23 protein-coding genes are annotated in these 22,309 nt (G+C 44.3%); 18 read left to right on the top strand and 5 right to left on the bottom strand.

The genetic code is table 11. The features are described 5' to 3' along the window. The first annotated feature begins 267 nt into the window (after positions 1-267). Positions 268-1,212: an aldo/keto reductase family protein gene (locus ACIFOT_RS16820; RefSeq protein WP_430066485.1), complete on the top strand. Its 945-nt coding sequence runs from the start codon at positions 268-270 to the stop codon at positions 1,210-1,212. 152 nt (positions 1,213-1,364) lie between these two features. Further along, positions 1,365-1,796: a VOC family protein gene (locus ACIFOT_RS16815; protein ID WP_430066484.1), complete on the top strand. Its 432-nt coding sequence runs from the start codon at positions 1,365-1,367 to the stop codon at positions 1,794-1,796. Positions 1,797-2,324: 528 nt separating this feature from the next. Here ACIFOT_RS16815 and ACIFOT_RS16810 read toward each other — a convergent pair. Both ACIFOT_RS16810 and ACIFOT_RS16805 read right to left on the bottom strand, forming a co-directional pair. Next, positions 2,325-3,122, bottom strand: a complete 798-nt coding sequence (locus ACIFOT_RS16810; protein ID WP_430066483.1) for an HAD family hydrolase — start codon at positions 3,120-3,122, stop codon at positions 2,325-2,327. 198 nt (positions 3,123-3,320) lie between these two features. Beyond that, on the bottom strand, positions 3,321-3,482 hold the full coding sequence (locus ACIFOT_RS16805; protein WP_430066496.1) for a DNA/RNA non-specific endonuclease: 162 nt from the start codon (positions 3,480-3,482) through the stop codon (positions 3,321-3,323). A 513-nt stretch (positions 3,483-3,995) separates the two neighbouring features. Here ACIFOT_RS16805 and ACIFOT_RS16800 point away from each other — a divergent pair. The 13 genes from ACIFOT_RS16800 to ACIFOT_RS16740 all read left to right on the top strand — a co-directional run bounded on the left by ACIFOT_RS16800 (position 3,996) and on the right by ACIFOT_RS16740 (position 15,194). Next, the gene (locus ACIFOT_RS16800) at positions 3,996-4,835 is read left to right on the top strand and encodes an MBL fold metallo-hydrolase (RefSeq protein WP_430066482.1); all 840 of its coding nucleotides are present in this window, start codon (positions 3,996-3,998) and stop codon (positions 4,833-4,835) included. A gap of 476 nt (positions 4,836-5,311) precedes the next feature. Beyond that, on the top strand, positions 5,312-6,028 hold the full coding sequence (locus tag ACIFOT_RS16795; RefSeq protein ID WP_430066481.1) for a flavin reductase family protein: 717 nt from the start codon (positions 5,312-5,314) through the stop codon (positions 6,026-6,028). A gap of 338 nt (positions 6,029-6,366) precedes the next feature. Then, entirely contained in the window at positions 6,367-7,149 is a 783-nt protein-coding gene (locus tag ACIFOT_RS16790) for an alpha/beta fold hydrolase (protein ID WP_430066480.1), read from the top strand. Between the two features lie 5 nt (positions 7,150-7,154). After that, the gene (locus ACIFOT_RS16785; protein WP_430066479.1) at positions 7,155-7,613 is read left to right on the top strand and encodes a hypothetical protein; all 459 of its coding nucleotides are present in this window, start codon (positions 7,155-7,157) and stop codon (positions 7,611-7,613) included. Then, positions 7,597-8,016 carry a hypothetical protein gene (locus ACIFOT_RS16780; protein ID WP_430066478.1) on the top strand — a complete coding sequence of 140 codons (420 nt, stop codon included), beginning with the start codon at positions 7,597-7,599 and terminating at the stop codon, positions 8,014-8,016. Before ACIFOT_RS16785 ends, ACIFOT_RS16780 begins: the two co-directional genes overlap by 17 nt. A gap of 4 nt (positions 8,017-8,020) precedes the next feature. Continuing rightward, positions 8,021-8,809 carry an enoyl-CoA hydratase/isomerase family protein gene (locus ACIFOT_RS16775; protein ID WP_430066477.1) on the top strand — a complete coding sequence of 263 codons (789 nt, stop codon included), beginning with the start codon at positions 8,021-8,023 and terminating at the stop codon, positions 8,807-8,809. A gap of 213 nt (positions 8,810-9,022) precedes the next feature. Continuing rightward, entirely contained in the window at positions 9,023-9,934 is a 912-nt protein-coding gene (locus ACIFOT_RS16770) for an alpha/beta hydrolase (RefSeq protein ID WP_430066476.1), read from the top strand. Positions 9,935-10,023: 89 nt separating this feature from the next. Further along, positions 10,024-11,202: an NAD(P)-dependent malic enzyme gene (locus ACIFOT_RS16765; RefSeq protein WP_430066475.1), complete on the top strand. Its 1,179-nt coding sequence runs from the start codon at positions 10,024-10,026 to the stop codon at positions 11,200-11,202. Between the two features lie 438 nt (positions 11,203-11,640). After that, positions 11,641-12,360, top strand: a complete 720-nt coding sequence (locus ACIFOT_RS16760; protein WP_430066474.1) for a hypothetical protein — start codon at positions 11,641-11,643, stop codon at positions 12,358-12,360. Between the two features lie 328 nt (positions 12,361-12,688). After that, on the top strand, positions 12,689-12,871 hold the full coding sequence (locus ACIFOT_RS16755; RefSeq protein ID WP_430066473.1) for a hypothetical protein: 183 nt from the start codon (positions 12,689-12,691) through the stop codon (positions 12,869-12,871). A gap of 138 nt (positions 12,872-13,009) precedes the next feature. Continuing rightward, the gene (locus ACIFOT_RS16750) at positions 13,010-13,483 is read left to right on the top strand and encodes a GerAB/ArcD/ProY family transporter (RefSeq protein WP_430066472.1); all 474 of its coding nucleotides are present in this window, start codon (positions 13,010-13,012) and stop codon (positions 13,481-13,483) included. Between the two features lie 685 nt (positions 13,484-14,168). Further along, a complete protein-coding gene (locus ACIFOT_RS16745; protein ID WP_430066471.1) occupies positions 14,169-14,603 on the top strand; it encodes a MarR family winged helix-turn-helix transcriptional regulator in 435 nt (144 codons plus the stop codon). Between the two features lie 231 nt (positions 14,604-14,834). Continuing rightward, positions 14,835-15,194 (top strand): ATP-binding protein, encoded by a 360-nt coding sequence (locus ACIFOT_RS16740; protein WP_430066470.1) that lies wholly within the window; start codon positions 14,835-14,837, stop codon positions 15,192-15,194. Between the two features lie 130 nt (positions 15,195-15,324). Here ACIFOT_RS16740 and ACIFOT_RS16735 read toward each other — a convergent pair whose 3' ends face one another. Then, positions 15,325-16,251: a response regulator gene (locus ACIFOT_RS16735; RefSeq protein WP_430066469.1), complete on the bottom strand. Its 927-nt coding sequence runs from the start codon at positions 16,249-16,251 to the stop codon at positions 15,325-15,327. A 6-nt stretch (positions 16,252-16,257) separates the two neighbouring features. Then, positions 16,258-17,487, bottom strand: a complete 1,230-nt coding sequence (locus ACIFOT_RS16730; RefSeq protein WP_430066468.1) for a sensor histidine kinase — start codon at positions 17,485-17,487, stop codon at positions 16,258-16,260. 209 nt (positions 17,488-17,696) lie between these two features. Between ACIFOT_RS16730 and ACIFOT_RS16725 the strand changes: the two genes are divergently transcribed. Beyond that, a complete protein-coding gene (locus ACIFOT_RS16725) occupies positions 17,697-18,944 on the top strand; it encodes a cation:dicarboxylate symporter family transporter (RefSeq protein ID WP_430066467.1) in 1,248 nt (415 codons plus the stop codon). Positions 18,945-19,490: 546 nt separating this feature from the next. Here ACIFOT_RS16725 and ACIFOT_RS16720 read toward each other — a convergent pair. Continuing rightward, a complete protein-coding gene (locus ACIFOT_RS16720; protein WP_430066466.1) occupies positions 19,491-20,006 on the bottom strand; it encodes a GNAT family N-acetyltransferase in 516 nt (171 codons plus the stop codon). 150 nt (positions 20,007-20,156) lie between these two features. Here ACIFOT_RS16720 and ACIFOT_RS16715 point away from each other — a divergent pair, with 150 nt between their 5' ends. Both ACIFOT_RS16715 and hisD read left to right on the top strand, forming a co-directional pair. Continuing rightward, positions 20,157-20,846 carry a GntR family transcriptional regulator gene (locus ACIFOT_RS16715; protein WP_430066465.1) on the top strand — a complete coding sequence of 230 codons (690 nt, stop codon included), beginning with the start codon at positions 20,157-20,159 and terminating at the stop codon, positions 20,844-20,846. Positions 20,847-21,032: 186 nt separating this feature from the next. Further along, positions 21,033-22,304, top strand: a complete 1,272-nt coding sequence (hisD, locus tag ACIFOT_RS16710) for a histidinol dehydrogenase (protein ID WP_430066464.1) — start codon at positions 21,033-21,035, stop codon at positions 22,302-22,304. The last annotated feature ends 5 nt before the right edge of the window (positions 22,305-22,309 follow it).

Below are 22,309 nucleotides of genomic sequence, written 5' to 3'. Positions count from 1 at the left end.
TTCATACTCTTATTTCGGATTATGCTGACAAAGTGCTGAAAAGAATGTTCAGCCTGTACTTTAAGCAAATAAGTTAAAAGCCAGTTGCCTATTAAGCATAGCCATTGAGTGAGGTTTTCGCCCATTGGGATGCTATTCAATTACTTTGAGAAATAAGTGAACCGTCCCCGCGGAATTTTTTCTAATGACATTACCTAATTTTGGACATAAAGCCCAATCACATAGTATTTTTATTTTGTGTCACGAAATTTTCTGGGAGGGATCAACATGGAATACCGTCGTTTAGGAAAAACAGGACTAAAAGTGAGTGAAATAAGTTTAGGGAGCTGGCTTACATATGGTGGGTACGTAGAGGAACAAAATGCTGCGGCTTCTATCGATAAAGCCTATGATCTAGGGATAAATTTTTTTGACACTGCCAATGTTTATATGCGCGGGGAGGCAGAAATTGTAGTCGGAAAAGCACTTAAGAAGTACGTGCGTGATTCCTACGTTTTAGCCACAAAGGTATTCTGGCCAATGGGTGATGGGCCAAACGACCGGGGGTTATCCCGTAAACACGTCATGGAACAATGTCATGCGAGCCTCAAGCGCCTGAACACAGATTATGTTGACATTTATTATTGCCATCGTTTTGACCAGGAAACGCCGCTGGATGAAACATTGCGGGCATTGGATGATCTTGTTCGCCAAGGAAAGGTATTATATGTCGGGGTTAGTGAATGGACAGCTGAACAAATTACAGAAGCAGTTCATCTTGCAGACAAAAAGCTCCTTGACCGAATTGTTGTGAATCAGCCGCAATATAGCATGCTTCAACGGTATATTGAAAAGGACGTCATCCCAGTAAGTGAAAAGCATGGCATTGGCCAAGTCGTTTGGTCTCCTCTTGCCCAAGGTATTTTAACTGGTAAATATCAGAAGGGTGCTCAGGCTCCTGCAGGAAGCCGTGCATCACAGGAAAAATACAATAACCTTTTTGGATTACTCACTGATGAGAATCTCGATAAAGTGGAACTATTAAAAGAGGTCGCCAAAGACAATGACATGTCACTTGTCACCCTGGCATTAGCGTGGATTTTACGACAACAAAATGTATCTAGTGCTCTTGTAGGGGCAAGTCGTCCTGAACAACTAGAAGAAAATGTAAAAGCAGCGGGCGTAAAGTTAAATGCTGAAACCCTCGCTCGAATTGAGGACATTTTAAGATAAGGTTCTGTGACAAAGGGGGCGGTTCATGTGGTTTTCGCTAACCATGAGAACCGTCCTTGTTGTCTTTCCGTGACAAAAAACTGTTTACATAGCTCCTGTTTGGTGAATGATGAATGGTGATATCAAAATAGTTCTAAAGGAGCGAATGAATCATGTCAATGAGCATAAACCCGTATTTGATTTTTGACGGCAACACAAGGGAGGCAGTTCATTTTTACGAGAAAGCACTTAGTGGGAAAGTGATGGGTATTATGACGTTTGGGGATATGCCGGCGGATCCGAATCATCCGTTACAGGATGACATGAAGGATCGAGTTATGCATGCGCACTTGAAGGTCGGTGAGGCAGATCTAATGTTCTCCGATACGTTCGCGGGAATGCCTTATCAGCCGGGTAATTCGATTCAGATTGCCCTACATCCCAAAGAAGAGGCAAGAGCGAGAGAAATCTTTGCCGCTTTGGAAGACGGCGGACAGGTCGTCATGCCGCTTCAGAAAACGGATTGGAGCCCGTTGTACGGGAGCGTAATTGATAAGTTCGGCGTAACCTTCCAAGTGAATGTCCCAGGAGAGCAGCAACAGTAATAGTATTCAGACTTCCGCTCCGAAAATGAACAAAGCCTCCAGTTCTGTTCGAGAATGGACAGGAGGCCTGCTAAGATGCAATTTTAATTTGCGAAGGAAGGACAAAGCCGATTCTTTAAAAAGGAGAACGGTCAATAAAAAGGGTTCATAATGCCCTAACTCATCTGGGAAGTGTAAATGAAAGACAAAACCCATCTAGTAAACAGGAGCACGGTCAATAAAAGGGGTTATTAATACCCGATCCCATCATAAAAACGAGAGAAATGTCCTTCATAATGCGGATGTATGTAAAACGGGCAGAAATCTAATAAAAAAATCTACTGCAAATGTTAAGGTTTTCTTAAGAAATAAAAGCTATGATTTAGACAAGCTTTTTCAAGACCCCCTTTTATATTATTACTGGATGCCTTCGAGGACTGTTTTTGAACAATCTTGAGGGCTACTTTTTTGGGAGGGGGCCCATAGTGGCAAACTTCCTGTTAGTTGATCAGAACCTCATAAAAAGCCACGAGAACCGTCTCTGTGGCTTTAAATAGCATAAGATTCATATGATTTAAGAAGATAGCGCTCAATAAACTCAGCCAATCCATCATTTTCGTGGTGTCCGGTAACAAAATCAGCTGCTGCTTTAACCTTTTCGCTAGCGTTCCCCATTGCCACACCAGTACCGGCATGACGAAGCATCTCAATATCATTGGGTCCGTCTCTAATGGCTACCACTTCATTTGGACTAATTCGAAGTTCAGTAAGTAAGCCTTTTATAGCAGACCATTTGGAAACATTAGGAGCAAGCAGCTCAAACCCGTCATTCCAATCGACGACTTCTGCTTCCTCTTTAAACAAAGTGGAAACTTTCGGACTAGCCGTACCTGTTCGAACACTATATTTAAGCACATCTTGATAATTTGCCAGTCTTAAATCTCCAATATACTGAGGCGGAATTTGCCCAACTTTTGTCCAATAATCGATTTCTTCATTTGTTTCCTTGCAATAAACCCCGTCTGCTGTATGGATGATAACATTCCAAGGATTTTCAGCCGTCAGATCGTGAAATCGTTCATCGTTCAATCGGACGGTTTTCTTTTGCAATACTCTTCCTGTCTCTGCATCGTGAATGGCAGCACCATTTAAACAGATCATCGGTGTTCGCAATCCAATTTCTTTATGGTAAGGAGCGGTTACTTCATAGTGTCGGCCCGTGGCCAGAAAAACCATAACTCCCTGATTAATAAGCCTATAAATGGCTTCCTTATTTCGGTGGGAAATGCTGTTTGAGGCTTTTAGTAGTGTACCATCCATATCAATAAATATTGCACGCACATTCATCTATATTGCCTCCTCATTCGTTGATAAACCAATCATAGCATCAGAATATTAATGGTTAGTAAACTGAGTGTATAGTTTGAATGAAGTTTATTATTCTGGTGCCAATCCCCAAAAAAATTTTTTAAAACAATAAAGCTGCCTAAAAAATCATTTTGAAAAACGATCTTTTAGACAGCCTTTTGGATTTATTTGTGCAGCTTAGTTCGTAGGACCATTGTCAGCATTGGCTTCGATGCTGCCTTGGATGCTTGTCGAAACCGAAGATAGGAAATTATAGCCAGTCAAGGATTCAATCGTGTCAACACTTACCCTGTAGTTGCCCCAAGGTTGACTGGAAGCTGTTTGATCATTCGGCACCATCACAGCGATTACTCTATCATCTGGAATTACTGCCGGGCCTGTTTAAGCAAGTCGTCCAAATTGCGATGAAGCTTGGCTATGCTTCCTACGGACACGTAAGCATCGATGGCTCGAAGGTGAAAGCCAAAGCATCGAAACATAAGGGCTTGATCACAGGGTTGCTGCTCTAATCTCTTTACGAAAGTCACTGATCGTACGAAAATCCGGCTTGTGCCCCAAGTTTTTCTCCTACTTGAAATTAGTGTCATATGAGACTATAATGAAATTGCATACGCTTTCAGTTTATTCGTCGATGCCCCGTATGCTGCAAAGGAAGAATCACACTAACTAATAAGGGAGGTTTAGATACTATCAAATTAAAGTTAGAAATGCACTAAAAAGAAAGTCATCATATTCTATCTGAGATTACTCCTTTTTTCCTTCACTGACTGCTACTATTTATTGGGAGCGGCTAGGTGTTCAAACTTTCATGGGGTTGTCGTATAGTAAAAATAAAATTTAAGGATGGTTTGAATGTCAAAATTACAATTCGCTGAATTATGCATAAAACGTGCAGGTGTCACAAGAAACCTACCAAAAGGAAAAGAAGAACTTCAATGGGTTTCCAATACAGCCACTCTCATTTATGGAGAAAAAGACGCGGTGCTGGTGGATACTTTTACCACTACTGAACAAAACCAAAAATTGGTTGATTGGATAAAGTCTTATGATCGTAACCTTAAATACATTTATATCACGCACGGACACGGGGATCATTTCTTTGGAATCAAGCAATTAAAAGAGGAATTTCCACATGTTAAAGCAATAGCAACGAAAGGATCTGTTGAGAAAAGTTATGAACAAGGATCTCCACAATATATTGAAAGTTTTTGGGGTAAATTATTCCCTAATCAAATTCCTCAACCCCAAGTTTTTCCCGATGTGATCGATTCAAATTCTTTTGAACTTGAAGAACATAGATTTGAAATCATTGAAGCTGGATTTACGGATACGGTAAATACAACATCATTATGGATTTCGGATATTGAATTACTAGTGGCTGGTGATGCTGCTTACAACGGAATCCATCAATATCTAACTGAAACAACAGAGAGTTCTCGACTTGAATGGATCCAAGCGATCGATCGCTTGAAAGAACTAAATCCCAAATTTGTTATTGCGGGTCACAAAGTCCCTGAAAATGATAATAACCCCAAAATCTTGGATGAAACTAAACAATATCTGTTAGACTTTATTCGTTTGGATAAAGAAACAGACAACGTTTTAGATTTATACCATGCAATGCTTAATCTTTATCCAAATCGAGTAAACCCTGGTTCGCTTTGGGGTTCAGCAAATGCTGCCAAAGCATAATTAAAGGGATCTTCGTTTGCACAATGGCGGTCATAAAAAGATGAAACTTAGGATGCTTTAGCTTTAGGCAAAGCGGCTTTATACTGGTGTATGTACAGTGCAGGAGCGTCGCGCCGAAGGAAATTGGTTCCTCCCACTTGAAAATAGGGGCATATAAGACTATAATGGTCTTATGCAAGACACCTTGAAATTCAAGGCTTGGGATATTGGAGCTTTGAGGGATCAAACTTGGAAGTGATTTAACGTGAATAGAGGGCGCCGGAGCTATCGCATTTTAGTCGTCCGAAAGCACGGTGTTACCAAGAACACGCGGCGATAACGGTGCGATACGGCGACATGCTATTCACCATTGAGCGAATAAGGGTGTCATTGTTTTTTTTGAAGTTTTGCAAACGCTTTCGAAATGCGGTCGATGCATTGCATTTCTGTGCGGCTGAGGATCAGCCCACACCCAAACTTAAATCGGAGGTAGTCTTATGATTCTAAATGCAGACGAGCTTGATGCAGCCCGCAATTACAAACTCTTGGTCGCGACAGTTGTACCGAGGCCGATTGGCTGGATCAGCACGCTTTCCGCGGACGGCATCGCCAATATTGCACCGATCTCCTTCTTCACGGTCGTCGGTCGAAAGCCCCCGATGCTGTCGATTACCATTCAACACCGTTCGGACGGCACGCTGAAGGATACATACGTGAACATCCGCGATACGGGGGAATTCGTCTTCAATCTTGTCACTATGCCCCTCGCTGACAAGATGCACAGATCGGCGTTTGAGCACGCGTCGGAGGTCGATGAGTTCGAAGCCGTTGGGCTTGAAAAAGCACCCAGCGTCGTCGTGAAACCACCGCGAGTCGCGCTCACGCCCGTATCCATGGAATGCAAGCTCGAACGAGTGTTTACGGTTGGCGAATTCGAGGATCATGTCATTTGGGGCCGTGTCGTCCGCTATCATATCCGTGATGACGTTTACGACCATGAGAAAGGCCATGTGGATACGGCAGCTCTTGCGCCAGTAGGTCGCCTCGCCGCTGAATACACCCTCGTTGAAAATGTGTTTACGACGCCATTGGATCCTGAAGTTCTTAAGAGTCGCGAGGGCTCGCGTATGCATCGCCTCGACGGCCGGCCCACCGATTGGGCGGCTGTCAATCAGAAGAACTGGTCACCTTCCGGCAGCGTTATGGAGGAGTAACACAACTGATTGCTGATTGCACTCATGACGAGCCTCTTATTTGGGAACATCCGTGCACCAAAGAGCCGAACGAATGAAAAGCAAACGTTGAAGGACAAAAGGGGCACAAAACAAAGAAACGCAGCGTTCCGATTCAAGAACTGTTAAAAGGCGAAAGCGGCCGGAATTTCCTGCAGGTTTTCGTGCTGATGACGGGAATCTGGACCGCAAAAACGGGCATATAAGACTATAAGATGACTATGTTTATTCCTACGCAGTCAGATGGCTATGAACATGAGTCACGTGACAGACATGCACCCGTTTTGCGATTATTATGCTCACACAGGAGGAAAGAAAACATGAACCGATTGAATGATCAGAAAGCAACCATTCCTTTTACGACGTCCGGCAACGGTTCTCGCGCCATTATTTTTGTGCATGGCTTTATGGACGCCAGCGCGGTTTGGAACGATGTCGTCTCCTTAATTGCGGAAAAAGATTTGCAAAAAGTCTACCTCGATTTACCTGGGATGGGGGCGCTAACGGCTGTAGAAGGAGAAATATCGCTTGATCGCTATGCCGCAGATGTTGCTTCCGTCATCGAAGAGATCGGCAAACCCTTTGTCATTGTGGGGCAAAGCATGGGAGCGCAAATCGCAGAGCTCGTCACTCGATTGCATCCGGAACTTGCTCGAGGATTGGCGCTGCTTACGCCTGTCCCGCTCGGAGGGGTCAAGGCGCCGGCTGAAGTGGTGGCTCCTTTAAAGCAGCTCGGCGGGCACCCCGAGATCGAAATGGCGGTGCGCAGGCAATTTTCTCCCGGGCTTACGGACGACAAATTGGACCTGCTTTGCGGGTTAAGCGTACATGTCAGACCGGACGTTGTCGCCGCTCTCGTCGATGCGTGGAACGAAGGTCATCCCGACGGCCATTCACCAAGTCAATTTACGCGTCCGGCTCTGATTATGCGGGGGATGGATGACCCGTTCGTCACCCAAGAGATGGTTGCAGGCATCGTGTCACGGTTTAGCCGCGTTACCGAGAAAGATATCGCCGGTGGCGGCCACTGGTCACATGTGGAACATGCGGAAGCCGTTGCGCAACATTTAAACCAATATCTTCAAAAACTTGATTGGGAGTGATCGCTATGAACAAATCGATTAAGAACGACTGGGAAAACGCATTTGCCCAAAAGTCTGAAGCCGCATTCGGCGAAGCCTTCGCAGAAGATGTTGTGCTAGAGGCCGCAGTCTTGAACGCCCCGATCACCGGTCGGGAAAACGTTCGGAAGGTCATGGGAGCAGCCAGCAAAATCTACGAAAGCTTGACGTTTACGAGGAGCGCGACTTCAGGTCTGCAGGAGTATAAAGAATGGGAAGCGCAAGCATTTGGCGGCGTTCTACTCAAGGGCATCACCGTGCTTACCCGCAGCGAAAATCAAGCTATCGCTCATATCGCGATTCATCATCGCCCACTGGGAGGCGCATTGAAGTTTTCTGGCGTGCTAAGAGATAGCCTTAACGGTGAGATCGATCCGTCGTACTTTTATTCCGAGAATATCTTCAAAAACTTGATTGGGAGTGATCGCAATGAACAAATCGATTAAGAACGACTGGGAAAACGCATTTGCCCAAAAGTCTGAAGCCGCATTCGGCGAAGCCTTCGCAGAAGATGTTGTGCTCGAGGCCGCAGTCTTTAACGCCCCGATCACCGGTCGGAAAAACGTTGGGAAGGTCATGGGAGCAGCCAGCAAAATTTACGAAAGCTTGACGTTTACGAGGAGCGCGACTTCAGGTCTGCAGGAGTATAAAGAATGGGAAGCGGAAGCATTTGGCGGCGTTCTGCTCAAGGGCATCACCGTGCTTACCCGCAGCGAAAATCAAGCTATCGCTCATATCGCGATTCATCATCGCCCACTGGGAGGCGCATTGAAGTTTTCTGGCGTGCTAAGAGATAGCCTTAATGGTGAGATCGATCCGTCGTACTTTTATTCCGAGAAAGGAGAATAACGGGATGACACACCTTACTTATAAGATAGAGAATCAGATCGCTGTCATTACGCTGAACAATCCGCCGCAGAACCGTCTTTCACCTCGAATGATAGAGGAGTTCGACGAAGCGCTCGATACCATAGGAAACAGCGATGCGCGCGCCTTGCTTATACGTGCGGAAGGTCCGGATTTCAGCTTCGGAGGAGACATTGTACCTTGGCCGGACATGACGGCGCACGAGCTGCGCACCTTGCTGGAGCGGTATTTGGTGACCTTCAACCGGTTTGAGTCGCTGTCGATCCCGACCGTCGCTGCGGTACAAGGGCTATGTTTCGGCGGCGGACTCGAGCTCGCCGTTCGGGCGGATGTCATCTTTGCGGGAGAAACCGCACGCTTCGGCCACCCCGAGCAAACTCTTGGTATTATTACGGTACTTGGAGGTGTTTACCGTGTCGCGGAACGCGCGGGGAGACAGAAGGCTATCGAATGGGCGTTTACTTCCGAGCAGGTTCCTGCGAAGGTTATGGAGAATCACGGCGTGATAAACCGGGTTGTGACGGACGACAAATTGTTCGATGAGGCGATGAACTTTGTCGAGAAATTGGCCAAAGGCCCGACAAGCGCCCACGGGGTACACAAAGCCTTATTGCGAATCTGGGAGAAAGGCGGCCTTTCCGCCGCGGATCAGGCAGTGCTGGAATTAGGGCTCCCATTGTTTGAAAGTGAGGATGTAAAACTTGCTTTACCAGTCTCGGTCGAAGCGTTTAAAGAAGGCAAACCGCGACCTGCATTTCCGTTTAAAGGCAAGTAAGAAGGAACGAAGTGCCAATTTCTCGATCAACCAATCCCACTAGAGCAAAAATCGCTTCGTCTTATTTTTAACCAAATTCAATTTTTTTATCTGTTTTTATAAGAGATGGCTGCGGGCAATATCCAGGGGACTTGCGAAAGCAAAAAATGCGATGCAGCAAGTTTGCTATTTGCCCGCGCCTCCTGATCAAACGTAAAAAGGAGCGGAAGTGCTATGAATAATCAATCGGCTTTTACAAGAGAAGATGTGGAAATTAATGCGGAAGGAACCGTCCTTAGAGGTTGGCTGTATTTGCCGCAAGCCGGCGAGAATAAGCAAAAACCGGCCATTGTGATGGCGCATGGATATGCGGGACTGAAGGAGATGTATTTGGAGCCGTACGCTGAGAAATTTGCCGCGAACGGATTTGCAGTCGTGCTGTTCGATCATCGGAATTTTGGAGACAGCGAAGGCACTCCAAGGCACGAAATCGATCCGTGGCAGCAAACCGAGGACTACCGGCATGTCATAACATACGCCAGCTCGCGTCCGGAAATCGATAGAGATTCCATCGGAATTTGGGGTACGAGCTACAGTGGGGGGCATGTTCTAGTAGTAGGCGCGACCGATAAACGAGTAAAATGCGTCGTATCTCAAGTGCCGACAATCAGCGGCTCGAAAATTGCTCTAAGAAGAGTGAACGGAGAGGCGCTCACAGAGTTGTTGTCCTCGTTTGCCGAAGATAGACTAAACAGGCAACGCGGCGAAAGTCCCGTTTATTATTCGGTCGTTGCGGGCGGAGAATTTGAAAATAGCGTCTATAAATCGAAGGATGCGGTTGAATTCTATACGAAAGGCTCAGAGAAATTCATTAACAAAGTTACGTTGCGTTCAATTGAATTATCAAGAGGTTATGAGCCAGGAGCTTTTATTGCCAATATTAGTCCTACGCCGCTGTTAATGTTGGTTGCAAAAAACGATTTTATTACGCCTACCGATTTGTCGCTTGCTGCATATGAACAAGCACTGGAGCCTAAAAAACTGGTGCTGATACCGGGAGGACATTTTGACCCGTACACGCAATATTTCGATCTATCAAGCAGCGCAGCCCTGGTATGGTTCCAGACGCATTTGCTCAATCGCTAGTAAGGCTGCCGATTCCTCGCCTTTGACGTAAGGAAGCTCAAGGGTAAATTGACAAGATAAACATATTTGGATGAGGGTGGGAGGACAGTATGTCTTTACGAGAGGAAGCGTTGGAGCTGCATCGCCACTTCAAGGGCAAGCTTGGTGTTGTCTCCAAAGTCCCGGTTTTAAACGCCAAGGATTTAAGCCTCGCTTATTCCCCCGGCGTAGCCGAGCCGTGCAGAGAGATTTATAAAATGGAAGATAAGGTATACGAATATACCAATAAAGGTAATACGGTGGCGGTTGTTACCGACGGTACGGCAGTCCTGGGACTCGGAGCCATCGGTCCGCACGCTTCACTGCCGGTTATGGAAGGAAAAGCGGTTTTGTTCAAGCAGTTTGCCGGGATCGACGCATTTCCCATATGCTTAAATACTTCGGATGTCGACAAGATTGTGGAAACGGTCAAGTTGCTAGAGCCGTCCTTCGGCGGCATCAACCTCGAGGATATTGCGGCACCCTCCTGCTTTTTAATTGAAGAACGGCTTAAAAAGGAACTGAATATCCCTGTTTTTCACGACGACCAGCATGGTACTGCAATCGTCACACTAGCCGGCTTGATCAATGCAGCCAAAGTCGTAAATAAGAAACTGGAGGGGCTGCGGATAGTGATAAACGGCTCCGGTGCTGCTGGAATAGCCATTGCCAAGCTTCTACTTCATGTAGGTGTGGATCAACTGATTGTTTGCGATACGAAAGGAACCATCTACGAAGGGCGGACGGAAGGCATGAACGCCATCAAAAGCGAGATCGCCTGCATGACGAACCGGGAATTGATGAGAGGCCCACTGGAGCAAGTTATAGTAGATGCGGACGTGTTCATCGGCGTTTCGGTGGCGGGGGCGTTAACCGCGGACATGATACGCTCGATGGCAACGGATCCGATCATTTTTGCCATGGCTAATCCCGAACCGGAAATTTTACCGGAGACTGCGTACGAAGCGGGAGCCAAAGTCGTGGGTACCGGCCGCTCCGATTATCCGAATCAAATTAATAATGTGCTTGCTTTCCCCGGCATATTCCGCGGTGCATTGGACGCCAAAGCATCCGAGATCAACGAGGCGATGAAGATTGCCGCAGCGAGGGTGATTGCTGAATTAGTCGACCCCGTTGAATTGAACGCAAACTATGTGGTTCCGGTTCCGTTCGACCAGCGGGTCGCAGCCTGCGTGGCGGCGGCAGTTGCTGAAGCTGCCCAGAACACAGGCGCTGCTCGTGTGCCATAAATCGAGAACACTTATACCTTCTATAACCTCAATAATTGTAATAAAATAGACGTCCCTCGTTGGTCTTAACACTTTTAGAGTAGATAACCGAACATGTCATTAGATTAAAAATAAAGAATGCGAGTCCGGCGTCGATATTAGGGGGATTACGATTTTAACGCGCAATAAAGACAATGCTAATGTTCAAATCGCAATTCATAAACGGCCGCTGGGAGGTGCGTTGCACTTTTCCAGTCTCCTTAAAGTAAGGCTTCAAGGCAAGATCGATTGTCCTATTTTTATCCAAACTCGGATTATTAAAAGGAGCTAATTGAATCGAAACAATACAAAGCTGCTCCCGCGGGCATGAATATGCCCGCATCTCCTTCTCATAATAGGGAACGATACAACCTTATTTCTACCTGTGTTGATAAATTACGACCACTTAAGGAGGGGCATATGAACAACCTATTAGCAAAAGTCATAGACGCGAACGGCGGAATTGACCGTTGGAAAAAATTTAGTTCACTGACTGCCACGATCGTCACCGGTGGCGGATTATGGGCAATGAAAGGACTCGTACAAGATCCCAATCCTCGTGAGATGACAGTCGCGCTCCATTCGGTATTCGCTTCTGTTACTCCTTATGGTCAACCGGATTGGCGTACTGCCTTTACGCCCGATCGTATTGCGATTGAGACCCTCTCTGGGGATACCGTACGTGAGCGAGACGATCCCAGGACATCGTTTGCTAACCACACGATGAACACACCATGGGACCCGCTTCATCGAGCATATTTCAACGGGTACGCAATGTGGATGTACCTGACAACACCTTTTTTCATGGTCATGCCAGGATTCGAGGTCAGCGAAATCCCGCCCTGGCAAGAGGGCAACGAGCTCTGGCACGGTTTGCGTGTGCGCTATCCCGAATACGTCGCCAGTCATAGCAAGGAGGAAGACTTCTACTTTGGCGATGACTTGCTGCTGCGCAGGCACGATTACCATGTCGATGTCTCAGGTGGTTTTCCAGCGGCTCACTATGTCTACGACTTCGTTGAGATCGAAGGGCTTCGTTTCCCGACAAAACGCCGCGCATATTTGCGTGGACCCAATCTCGAGCCAGTCAAGGATCTGCTGCTAGTCTCGATTGATTTCAGCAACTTCAGGTTCAGTTGAACTCCGAATTCAGGGTTCGATCCCCCTTGGTTCCACCAAATAACCTCAAATAAAGACAGGTTGCTTTTTGGTGAGCCGACTAAGGGGGCATACCCCGGGGAATGAAACACGCCGGATTGTCGGCTGCAATCCTTCATATACAAAAATGAAGGGGTCTAGCCGATAACAGCGGCTAGGCCTTTTGATATTTCCAAGAGCCGAAAGAACAGCCTAATGAACCAATCGGTTTAAAAGGGCGCGAATTTGAATGAAAGGATACGATTAGGGAAAAATAGAATAACTTTATGAATATGACTAGAGGTAAATATGCGGATTACAGGAACCCAGCTTGGCTTATTACTTTTTTCTTTTGTGGGTGCCGCCATATCCTTATCGATCCCGGAGTAATGGTGGCGTTCGCCAAGCAAGATGCTTGAATGTCGGTGTTTCCAGCTGCTTTAACCGGATTAAAAGTATTTGGGTGATGACGGTACTTGCACAACGTTATCCGGGTTTGACGATTACCCAATAAAGTTCAAAAATTGTCGACAAATGGATCGGAAAATGTTTAGGTTTTTATTACTTCTACTTTTTGTTTGTAATGATTTGCCAAATAGTAAGTACGCATATCGGTTTTATATTGCAATGAGCCTATGTCCCATCCGCTTGGATGAGTCAATTCTTTTTTTGGGGCTGGCTCCTGCCGTTTTTAAATCAACCGGAGAAGGCGCGCAGGATTTCTCTGGTCACGCTGCTCAGTATCGTTATTCTTATTCTTATCATTGATTTGCTGACGATTATGGTTTTCGGTCCGTTAACGGATAAACTGCAGTTTTCATTTTTAAGCGTCATTCAATATATCGGTATCAAGGGATCCTTCAAACGCTTGGAGGCACTTGCCTTCTCGATGTGGATGATGGGAATATTTATCAAAGTGCCGGTGCTGTTATTTATTCTTTGTCTGCATATAAGCCAGCTTTTCGAAATTCGGGAATATCGGGGAGTCGTTACACCGGTTACACTCTTATGTATTCTAGGTTCGGCTTGGGGTTATACGAATTCTGCAGAACTTCTCAATAAGCTTACTTATGTTTTTCCAATGATAGGTCTTACCACAATCTTCTTCCGCTATCACTCCTCGTGATTGACATTTTGTTCCGAACCTTTGGCTATCAGCGGTTTAAGTACATGGTCATCAAACAGCTCCTCGTCAACTAAGCTTTCCAGGTAAACTACAAGCCATTAAATGTTTCCGGCCCGAGCAATTTTACGGTATACAATATCCGAACAGTTTTGGAATATGTTTTTTAATAATGCCTCATTATGTTCTAAGTCGGAGGATAGGTTGCCGTACCCGTTATCATCAAACTCATGTGTCGGATCTAGAATTATCGGTTTCTTGAACAGCCATTTCTTTAACCATTTCAGAGTTGGGCCCTCCTGACAAAACTTACTCTATATGTATTTTACCAATTTTCGTAAAAGGTATTCGTTTTGCACACACTGCGCAGCACAAACTGGTTCTATTTGGAAAGTCATCTTAAAGCCCATTTGAAAATCCCGGGGAAACCAGCTACAATCGTATTAGTGATCATTAATGCAATTTTAATCATAACATGTATACTTGGCGGCACGATCAGCCAGAAAACTGGCAGGAGGCCTTCTCTCATTGACATGGGAATAATCACAGCTGTTTTTGGAACAGGCCTCTATTTTTATTTGATCAGTGTGTGTAATAGTAATGAGAAAATAAATGATGCAGCGTAAAGCTTACGGGCAAAAATAAGTGTCCGGTAACCATCTAGCAGCGTTAGGGAGGATTAGATGTAATGGCCACAATCGATGATATCCCAGGACTTTGTAACTGTACGAAGTTAAGGCGCGCGGCGCGCCATATCACGCGCTTCTACGACGCCTGCTTGTCTGAGTCGGGGGTGCGCGTTACGCAGTACTCCATCTTGGGCCATCTCAACCACCGGGGTCCGAAGACGATGATGGAGCTCGCCGAACTTATGACCATGGACCGTGCCACAATCGGGCACAATCTTCGGCCGCTGGAGCGCGACGGCCTTATCACGATTCAAGTGAGTGAAGCCGATCGGCGAGCCAGAATCGTGTCGATCACCGACGAAGGGCTCAAGCGTATCGAGCTGGGAAGAGCGGGATGGAATCGCGCCCAGGTTGAATTCGAACGCCAATTCGGCACGGAGTATGCAGCTTCCATGCGGCAAATGATGGATGAGGTGGCGGGCCTTCAGCTATGACCTCGAATGAACCGCCGATGGGTGTCAGGGAATCCTGATGGTAGTATGGGAAATGTAGAGAAGTTAAGGGCGCTTGATAACTTATCAACTAGTAAGTTCAATGTGAAATTGGAAAACAGAAAAACACAAATTCTTGTCTGGATTTATTTTTCCGATTGTTGGCGTCGGCGTACTCACGGAATTTTTTAATTGTATAGGAAATTATGCGCGATGACGAACTGTGGATAAGCGGTGAAAAAAAAATGGAGGGAGAGCATTGAAAATTTATTATCGAAAATCTTTAAATATGCGCTCAATGGTTCTAGGGTATATATCGATATCGAGGATGCAGGTAGTGAAATTCAGCTTTCCTTTAAGGACATTTCCGCCTATGAGCTAAATATTTCAGCAGACGAATTAATGGAACGTTTTAAGCGGGGCGATGAATCCAGATCCAGCCAAGGCAGCGGGCTTGGGTTATCGATTGCGAAAAGCCTCATTGAAGTTCAAAAGGGGAAATTTACAATCCACGTTGACGGAGATTTATTTAAGGCCGTTATTTCTTTCCCTAAGATGCCAGATACGCAATCGAAAGATGTGGAAGAAAGTTAATGTGAATGATGATCCAAAAAAGCCAAAATACAAAAATAGTGCATAAAAACTATTACTGCAAATATTTAAAAGGGCCGTCCTGGCCCTTTTTTGTTGTTCCCTAAAGGGAACTTGTTTGAACGAAAGCAATCTACCTATGTGATAGTCTGCCTTTTGTCTCCATTTGTAAAGCATAGAGGAATTTTTTGATATCGATTCGTGTAGTTGTGGTGTGGTTTTTTCCTTCTAGTTCGAGCATTTTCATTCTTACTTGGGTGTAGTCGAATAATTTGGATGAGTAGTATTCAAATGTTGGGTTGGCATAATCGGTTAATCCCAGTGAAGCAAGATGTTCGAGCACCTGTTGGAGCAGGCGGCGGATCCGTTGTTCCACAGCCTTTGCTTCTTTTCTTATTTCCTCCGGAGAGACGGACGAACCAAGCCGCTTTTTAGCCGCCTGTTCATACAGATCCTTCAAAGGCGGGAGCTCCCGATTTCCCTCCATGTCCCATTGATGTAAAATTTCTAGAAGATCCAACAAATCCTTTTCACCGTTTTTGCCAACAATCCCAAGTTCAAGCAGGATGCTTTTGGCAGAGGACGGAAACAAAGACTGTTTACTTGGGGGCGTGTTCTCAAACAGCCGGTTTTTTGTATTATGCGTAGTTAAAAAGCTTAATGACTTTTGAATGTTATGAAGTGATTTTTCCAGTAACAGATAGTCACTTACTTTCTTAATGATACTTACCACCTCAAGCCGGTTAATCGGCTTTGTGATATAATGCTCGACACCCAGGGAATACGCTTCGCTAATCATATCCTTCGTTTCGACTTGGGAGATCATGATGATTTTTCCCCGAAAGCTGGGAGCAATATCTCTGACTGTCTCAATCCCGTCCCTGATGGGCATGAGCAGGTCAATCATTAGAATATCAACTTCCTGTATATCGAGGGTATGGGCATCTACTTCAGACCCGTCGGCTGCTTCCCCCACCACCGAACCCAATCCCTCTTCTTCAATAATATTGGATAACATCCCTCTGATAGTGGGGGTATCATCGACAATAAAAAATTTCACCGTAAATCACCCCTTTTTCATTAAATTCACAACCGGAAGCTGAATTTCAAAGGTGGTTCCTTTTTCTTTTGAAGACTCAATCAGGTTAATTTTGCCATCAAGATCTTCAATGACATTTTTTGTGTAGGATAAACCAATTCCATTAGAAGCGATTCCAGCTTGGTCAAATTTCGTTGTAAAGCCTGGTTCAAAAATATACACTTTGTTTTTGTTAGAAATCCCGGTTCCATTATCCTTTATCGTTATTTTGACTAGGTCTTGAACCTTTTCAACCGTTACCCCAATCTGCCCCTCCTGATCGATGGCTTCCACAGCATTGGCGACAAGATTATTGATTAGGGAAAGGAGGATAAAAGTGCGGTACTCCGGATGTTCACCAGAAATTCTTACCGGGAAATCAATCGTTTTCCCGAGCAGCTCACTATAATTTTTATTCGAGATGGTTGCAACAGAAATGATTTCCTGAATGTTCATAAAATCATCTAATTTTTCTTTGGCCATTAATTTGGACAAACCGGCATATATACGTTGATTATCTTTTTTAATCTCGTGTAATTCCCCGGCGATTTTCAGCATCGCTTGCGCTTGATTCTGATTGTTTAGAGCTTTTAAATCACGATAAATGACATAGCAGGCGCTGGTTAACTTCTCCGCATCTTTCGCTGATTTTTCCAGTTGAAACATTTCTATATATAAATTAGAGACTAATAATAAAACCTCTTCGGTCCGTTTTTTTTGCTGCTCTTCAGCCAACCTTGTTTCTCGCACTAAGATGGTATTAAAAAAACCGAGGACAAAGAAGCTGCGGATGATCGCTACCCCTATAATAATCAAAAAGCTCGAGGTTGTCATTTTCATATCGGTTGTAAAATGACGAATGGTCATTTCGGTAACATTCCCCATGATTTCGAGCACCATGCCGAGCAGACCAATGAGAAGCGGCTGATGATACAATTTCTTTACCTTGAAAATATGGAAAAACATGCCGAAGACCATGTAATAAAAAAACACAGGAAAATGGATAGGGAAATCGAATGAGCCAACCTGAATCTTGTCCAGAATAATCCGAAAACAAACAACGGCACTTCCCGTTAACAAACCGGCTAAAACAGGATGGATTTTTCGTGACCATAACAAAATGAAGAAGAATACAGTTGTACTCATGCTGAATCGTAAATCAGCACCGCTTAAGGGGTAAAACTTTAATTCCCCAGTAATGGGCACAGCAATAATCATAAATAAATAAGCTAATAATTTATCGCGAATACAATCACTCCCTTTCTATCGTAAAAAAAATTTTATAAATTGTAAAAATATTTTTAATCCTTTTTGTAGTTTTTTGTAGTTTATCGTAGTACTACAGGTATGATGTAAATGTTGAAAACGATTACAGACTATATTCTACTATAATATTATCAAAAAACTTATCGATGGGAGAGAAGCGAGTGAAAAAAGTTAGTTTAGCATGGCAAATTTTTATCGGTTTAATTCTTGGGATCATTGTGGGTGCCATTTTTTACGGAAATCCGCAGGTTGAGCAATTTTTACAGCCGATTGGAACCATCTTTTTACGATTAATTAAAATGATTGTCGTGCCAATTGTTATTTCATGCCTTGTTGTCGGTGTGGCCGGTACGGGCGATATGAAATCGTTAGGGAAGCTCGGCGGAAAAACGCTCCTTTATTTTGAAATTATTACAACGATCGCAATTGTTGTTGGGTTATTAATCGCCAATGTTTTCCATCCGGGTTCAGGCGTGGACCGCTCACAACTCGTTAAATCGGACATCAGCTCCTATGTAACGACTGAAAAAGCAACGGAGTCACACTCCCATATTGATACACTTGTGAATATCGTACCGACTAATGTAGTGCAGGCGTTCGCAAATGGGGATATGTTGGCCATTATTTTCTTCTCCGTAATGTTTGGAATTGGCGTTGCGGCAATCGGTGAAAAAGGCAAGCCGATTATCGCGTTTTTTAGGGGTACAGCTGATGCGATGTTCTATGTAACCAATCAGATTATGAAGATTGCTCCATTTGGGGTTTTTGCCTTAATTGGGGTTACGGTTTCGAAATTTGGGTTGGAATCATTAATACCGCTAGGAAAATTGGTTATTACCGTTTATGGTGCAATGATATTCTTTGTTATTGTGGTCCTTGGCATTGTTGCGAAAATAGTCGGCTATAATATTTTTAAACTATTAGCTTACCTGAAAGACGAATTAATTTTAGGGTATTCCACAGCAAGTTCGGAAACCGTCCTTCCGAAAATTATGGAAAAAATGGAGCGAATCGGCTGTCCGAAAGGGATTACTTCATTCGTGATTCCGACTGGCTATTCCTTTAATCTCGATGGTTCAACCTTGTATCAGGCGATTGCAGCACTGTTCATCGCGCAAATGTATGGCATTCATATGAGCATAGGACAGCAGATTACATTAGTTCTTATTTTAATGATTACCTCAAAAGGGATTGCAGGTGTCCCTGGCGTTTCAATTGTCGTCCTGCTTTCAACCTTAGGAAGTGTCGGTGTTCCAGTCGAGGGCTTGGCGTTTATTTTAGGAGTTGACAGGCTGCTAGACATGGCCCGTACATGTGTAAACATTGTTGGTAACTCACTAGCTGCTATTGTTATCACAAAATGGGAAGGTCATAAAGTCAAAGACCACCTCGAAAAACAAGCTGCATAAACGATCATATTGGAAAAGGCACAACTAGTGAATAATAGCTAGTTGTGCCTTTTTGGTTTTTATAGACAAAATTCTAGAGATGGAGCAAAAAGTGTCTAAAAAACTGCATTTTATGGACAGAAATACTATGAGGACAAGTTTCATTAAAATTTCTCCCCGATTTTCCTCATGATCCGTCCACGAGAATCATTAAATAGCGATACCGTTTTTAAAATCCAGCGTTTGAAAGAGTTTTTCGGTATCTACCTCGTCGCTGCTATTATCAAAAGATACCATCTTAATATTTTTCCATAAACACTGTTTTTCCTGGATGCTTTGAACATACGTATCCCAGTTGGCCAGTAGTATGGGAAATGGGTTAAAATCCTTCAATAAAAATAGAAAACCATCCTAGCTGTGGCAAGCAACAGGATGGCCTCAGAGAAATATAAATGAATATTACCCTACTTGGAGGTAGGGATGAAGAGAGAAGTTTACAGCACTTCTCTTTTATTATACTGTAAATTCATTTGGGTGACCAAGAGAACCGTCCCAGTGGAGGCATCCTTATTGCTTCTTTTCAAAAGCAAACAGTTTAAGTTCTTCAGTGTCTGGAGAAAGGATAACCAACCTCTCAAAATTCATTCCAATTTTCTTTAGTAGATTGGAGGAATGGTCATTATCCTTATCAGTGATTGCAACAATTCTATTGAGTCCCAACTTTTCAATGCCATATTCCAATGTAGCAGAGGCTGCCTCGTATCCATAACCTTTGGATTGAAATCTCGATAAAAATGCAAAGCCAATATCAACATCTTCTAAAGAATCCCTTTTAATCAATCCGCAAATGCCAATCGGAATTCCTCCGTCTTTTAACTCAGTTAAGTAAAGACCAAATCCTTTTCTAGTGTACATGTCCATTGGTCCTGTTAAAATATAGTTTCTAGCATCCGCTAGCGTTCTTATACCTCTATCTCCTATGAAACGGATCCAAGAAGGATCATTCAAAAGTTCCAGGATAAAGGCATCATCATCAGGTGTTAACCATCGAAGGATTAATCTTTCAGTTTCAAATACTTTCATATAAAATACACCTCAGTATCATTTTAGCACAGAAAGACCATGAGAACCGTCCTTGAGAAATTGAAAATTATTATAATATTAAAAAAATATTGACTATTCTAAAAAATGTCCTTACACTACCATTATATAGTAATAGAGGAGGTGGCTTGTTTGTCACACTCAAAAATGGGGGAACAGCAGATTTATCTAATCTTGCGAAGCGCCATTTTTAATGCGGAGCTTCCTCCGGGCACGCAATTAGTAGAGTCATCGCTTGCCGAAGCATTTGGAGTGAGTCGAACCCCTATTCGATCCGTTCTTTCACGGCTAAAGTATGAATCATTGGTTCGTTTTATTCCCAATCGGGGAGCTTTTGTTTATTGTCCAACACCTGAAGAAGCTGAACAAATCTTCTTTGTTCGGCAGTTATTGGAGCCTGAAGCCGCTTATTTAGCGGCGCTTAAAGCAAGTCCTTCCGATCTAGAAAAGATGAACTTTTTTATTAAGGAAGAGGAACAATTTTACGACCAAAATCAACCACATCATGCATTACAGGCCATTCAGTCTTTTCATATGACAGTGATTGAGGCGAGTCAGAATACCTACCTAATCCAATGCTTGCGCGAGATACTATCCCTTACGCATATCATCCTCACATTCTATGATGTTACAGAATCTAATACCACCCATTCTCATCATGAGCATCGAGCCTTGTATAATGCCATCCACCAACGAGACGCCAACCATGCCAAACAGCTTGCTAACGATCACATACCACACATCATAGGCGATATTGACTTCACGAAAAAACTAAATCACGCATTAACCATTGAACAAATCATTACTCGGTACACTCCCTAGTAATTTTTTAATAGGGTTAATTGTATACAATTATTGTACACGTTTAGGAGGATACAATATGTCGTCTATTTTCATGAAAACGGCCGTGCCTGGGACAGGTTTTGGGACCGGTTTAAGAGCTGGCAAGCCCACTATCCGCAAATCGGCGATGTTCAACAAGTAAATTTTTAGAAGGGAGAACAGTTCATGGAAATATTAAAACAGGAGCAGCTGCAGGGCGGCGGAAAAATTCAGGTGGAAGAAGCAGTTTCTTCTATTATTCAACGGGTTCGTCAAGAAGGGGATGCCGCCCTAAAAGCCTATCTGAGACAGTTCGACGGGGTGGATATCGAGGAACTGCACGTCCAAGAAAAGGATATCCAGGAAGCCTTATCCCTATTACCGCGGACATTGATTGAGGACATTCAATTTTCGGTAGAGCGGATAAAAGCCTTTGCTGAGGCACAGCGCCGAACACTCACAGAATTTGAGCAAGAAATGATTCCGGGAGTTTATTTGGGACAACGGGTCATTCCAATCGAAACCGTTGGGGCCTATGTTCCTGGAGGACGATATCCGCTGTTATCTTCGGCACAGATGGCAATCATCCCCGCCAAAGTCGCGGGCGTATCAAACGTGAAAGTATGTACTCCGCCAACCAAAACGGGAGAAGTACATCCGGCAGTACTTGCTGCGGCCCACTTATCTGGAGCGGATGAAATCTACCGTGTTGGAGGAGCTCAAGCGATTGCTGCTCTTGCCTATGGAACGGAATCGATTGGTCCGGTTCATAAAATAACGGGTCCGGGCAATGTGTTTGTAACCGAAGCAAAACGCCAGGTTCATGGTCAGGTCGGTATTGATTTGTTAGCTGGCCCCAGTGAAGTGCTAGTTGTTGCCGATCAATTTGCCAATCCGGTATATGTCGCTTCCGATTTGCTCGCCCAAGCGGAACACGATGTTAATGCTCGGGTTGCCTTAGTGACCACCGATCGAAATCTAGGAATGGCCGTTCTTCGCGAAATCGAAGAACAGCTTAAAACCTTGCCGACTGCCGAAGTCGCCCGTGCCTCATGGGATCGATGGGGACAAGTATTCCTTGCGGATAGCTTAGAGGAAGCCATCTCGATTGTGAATGATTGGGCACCAGAACATCTTCATGTCCAAACGACAAATGCGTATGAGATTAAAGATCAATTTATCAATTATGGATCTCTATTTTTAGGAGGACTTTCCTCTGTTGTCTATGCAGACAAAGTGTGTGGAACGAATCATATCCTACCTACTCGTGCGGCTGCAAAATATACAGGCGGTGTATGGGTGGGGACGTTTTTAAAAGTAGTAACCTATCAATCTATCAAACAAGAAGGTGTAGAAGTGCTTGCACCTCATTGTGTTCGGCAATCAGGCCAAGAAGGGCTGATTGGTCATCTTCGCTCAGCCAATATCAGATGGAGCGGAAAACTGGATATTGAATAAAAATA

It is taken from the genome of Neobacillus sp. NRS-1170 (assembly GCF_050468025.1).
Note: the sequence above shows the minus strand (reverse complement) of the source record. Positions and strands in the feature narration are given on the sequence as shown.

Coding starts and splice junctions, on each gene's coding strand:
- ACIFOT_RS16820 (WP_430066485.1), top strand. CDS start 268: ATGGAATACCGTCGTTTAGGAAAAACAGGACTAAAAGTGAGTGAAATA.
- ACIFOT_RS16815 (WP_430066484.1), top strand. CDS start 1,365: ATGTCAATGAGCATAAACCCGTATTTGATTTTTGACGGCAACACAAGG.
- ACIFOT_RS16810 (WP_430066483.1), bottom strand. CDS start 3,122: ATGAATGTGCGTGCAATATTTATTGATATGGATGGTACACTACTAAAA.
- ACIFOT_RS16805 (WP_430066496.1), bottom strand. CDS start 3,482: ATGGTGCCGAATGATCAAACAGCTTCCAGTCAACCTTGGGGCAACTAC.
- ACIFOT_RS16800 (WP_430066482.1), top strand. CDS start 3,996: ATGTCAAAATTACAATTCGCTGAATTATGCATAAAACGTGCAGGTGTC.
- ACIFOT_RS16795 (WP_430066481.1), top strand. CDS start 5,312: ATGATTCTAAATGCAGACGAGCTTGATGCAGCCCGCAATTACAAACTC.
- ACIFOT_RS16790 (WP_430066480.1), top strand. CDS start 6,367: ATGAACCGATTGAATGATCAGAAAGCAACCATTCCTTTTACGACGTCC.
- ACIFOT_RS16785 (WP_430066479.1), top strand. CDS start 7,155: ATGAACAAATCGATTAAGAACGACTGGGAAAACGCATTTGCCCAAAAG.
- ACIFOT_RS16780 (WP_430066478.1), top strand. CDS start 7,597: ATGAACAAATCGATTAAGAACGACTGGGAAAACGCATTTGCCCAAAAG.
- ACIFOT_RS16775 (WP_430066477.1), top strand. CDS start 8,021: ATGACACACCTTACTTATAAGATAGAGAATCAGATCGCTGTCATTACG.
- ACIFOT_RS16770 (WP_430066476.1), top strand. CDS start 9,023: ATGAATAATCAATCGGCTTTTACAAGAGAAGATGTGGAAATTAATGCG.
- ACIFOT_RS16765 (WP_430066475.1), top strand. CDS start 10,024: ATGTCTTTACGAGAGGAAGCGTTGGAGCTGCATCGCCACTTCAAGGGC.
- ACIFOT_RS16760 (WP_430066474.1), top strand. CDS start 11,641: ATGAACAACCTATTAGCAAAAGTCATAGACGCGAACGGCGGAATTGAC.
- ACIFOT_RS16750 (WP_430066472.1), top strand. CDS start 13,010: ATGAGTCAATTCTTTTTTTGGGGCTGGCTCCTGCCGTTTTTAAATCAA.
- ACIFOT_RS16745 (WP_430066471.1), top strand. CDS start 14,169: ATGGCCACAATCGATGATATCCCAGGACTTTGTAACTGTACGAAGTTA.
- ACIFOT_RS16730 (WP_430066468.1), bottom strand. CDS start 17,487: ATGATTATTGCTGTGCCCATTACTGGGGAATTAAAGTTTTACCCCTTA.
- ACIFOT_RS16720 (WP_430066466.1), bottom strand. CDS start 20,006: ATGAAAGTATTTGAAACTGAAAGATTAATCCTTCGATGGTTAACACCT.
- hisD (WP_430066464.1), top strand. CDS start 21,033: ATGGAAATATTAAAACAGGAGCAGCTGCAGGGCGGCGGAAAAATTCAG.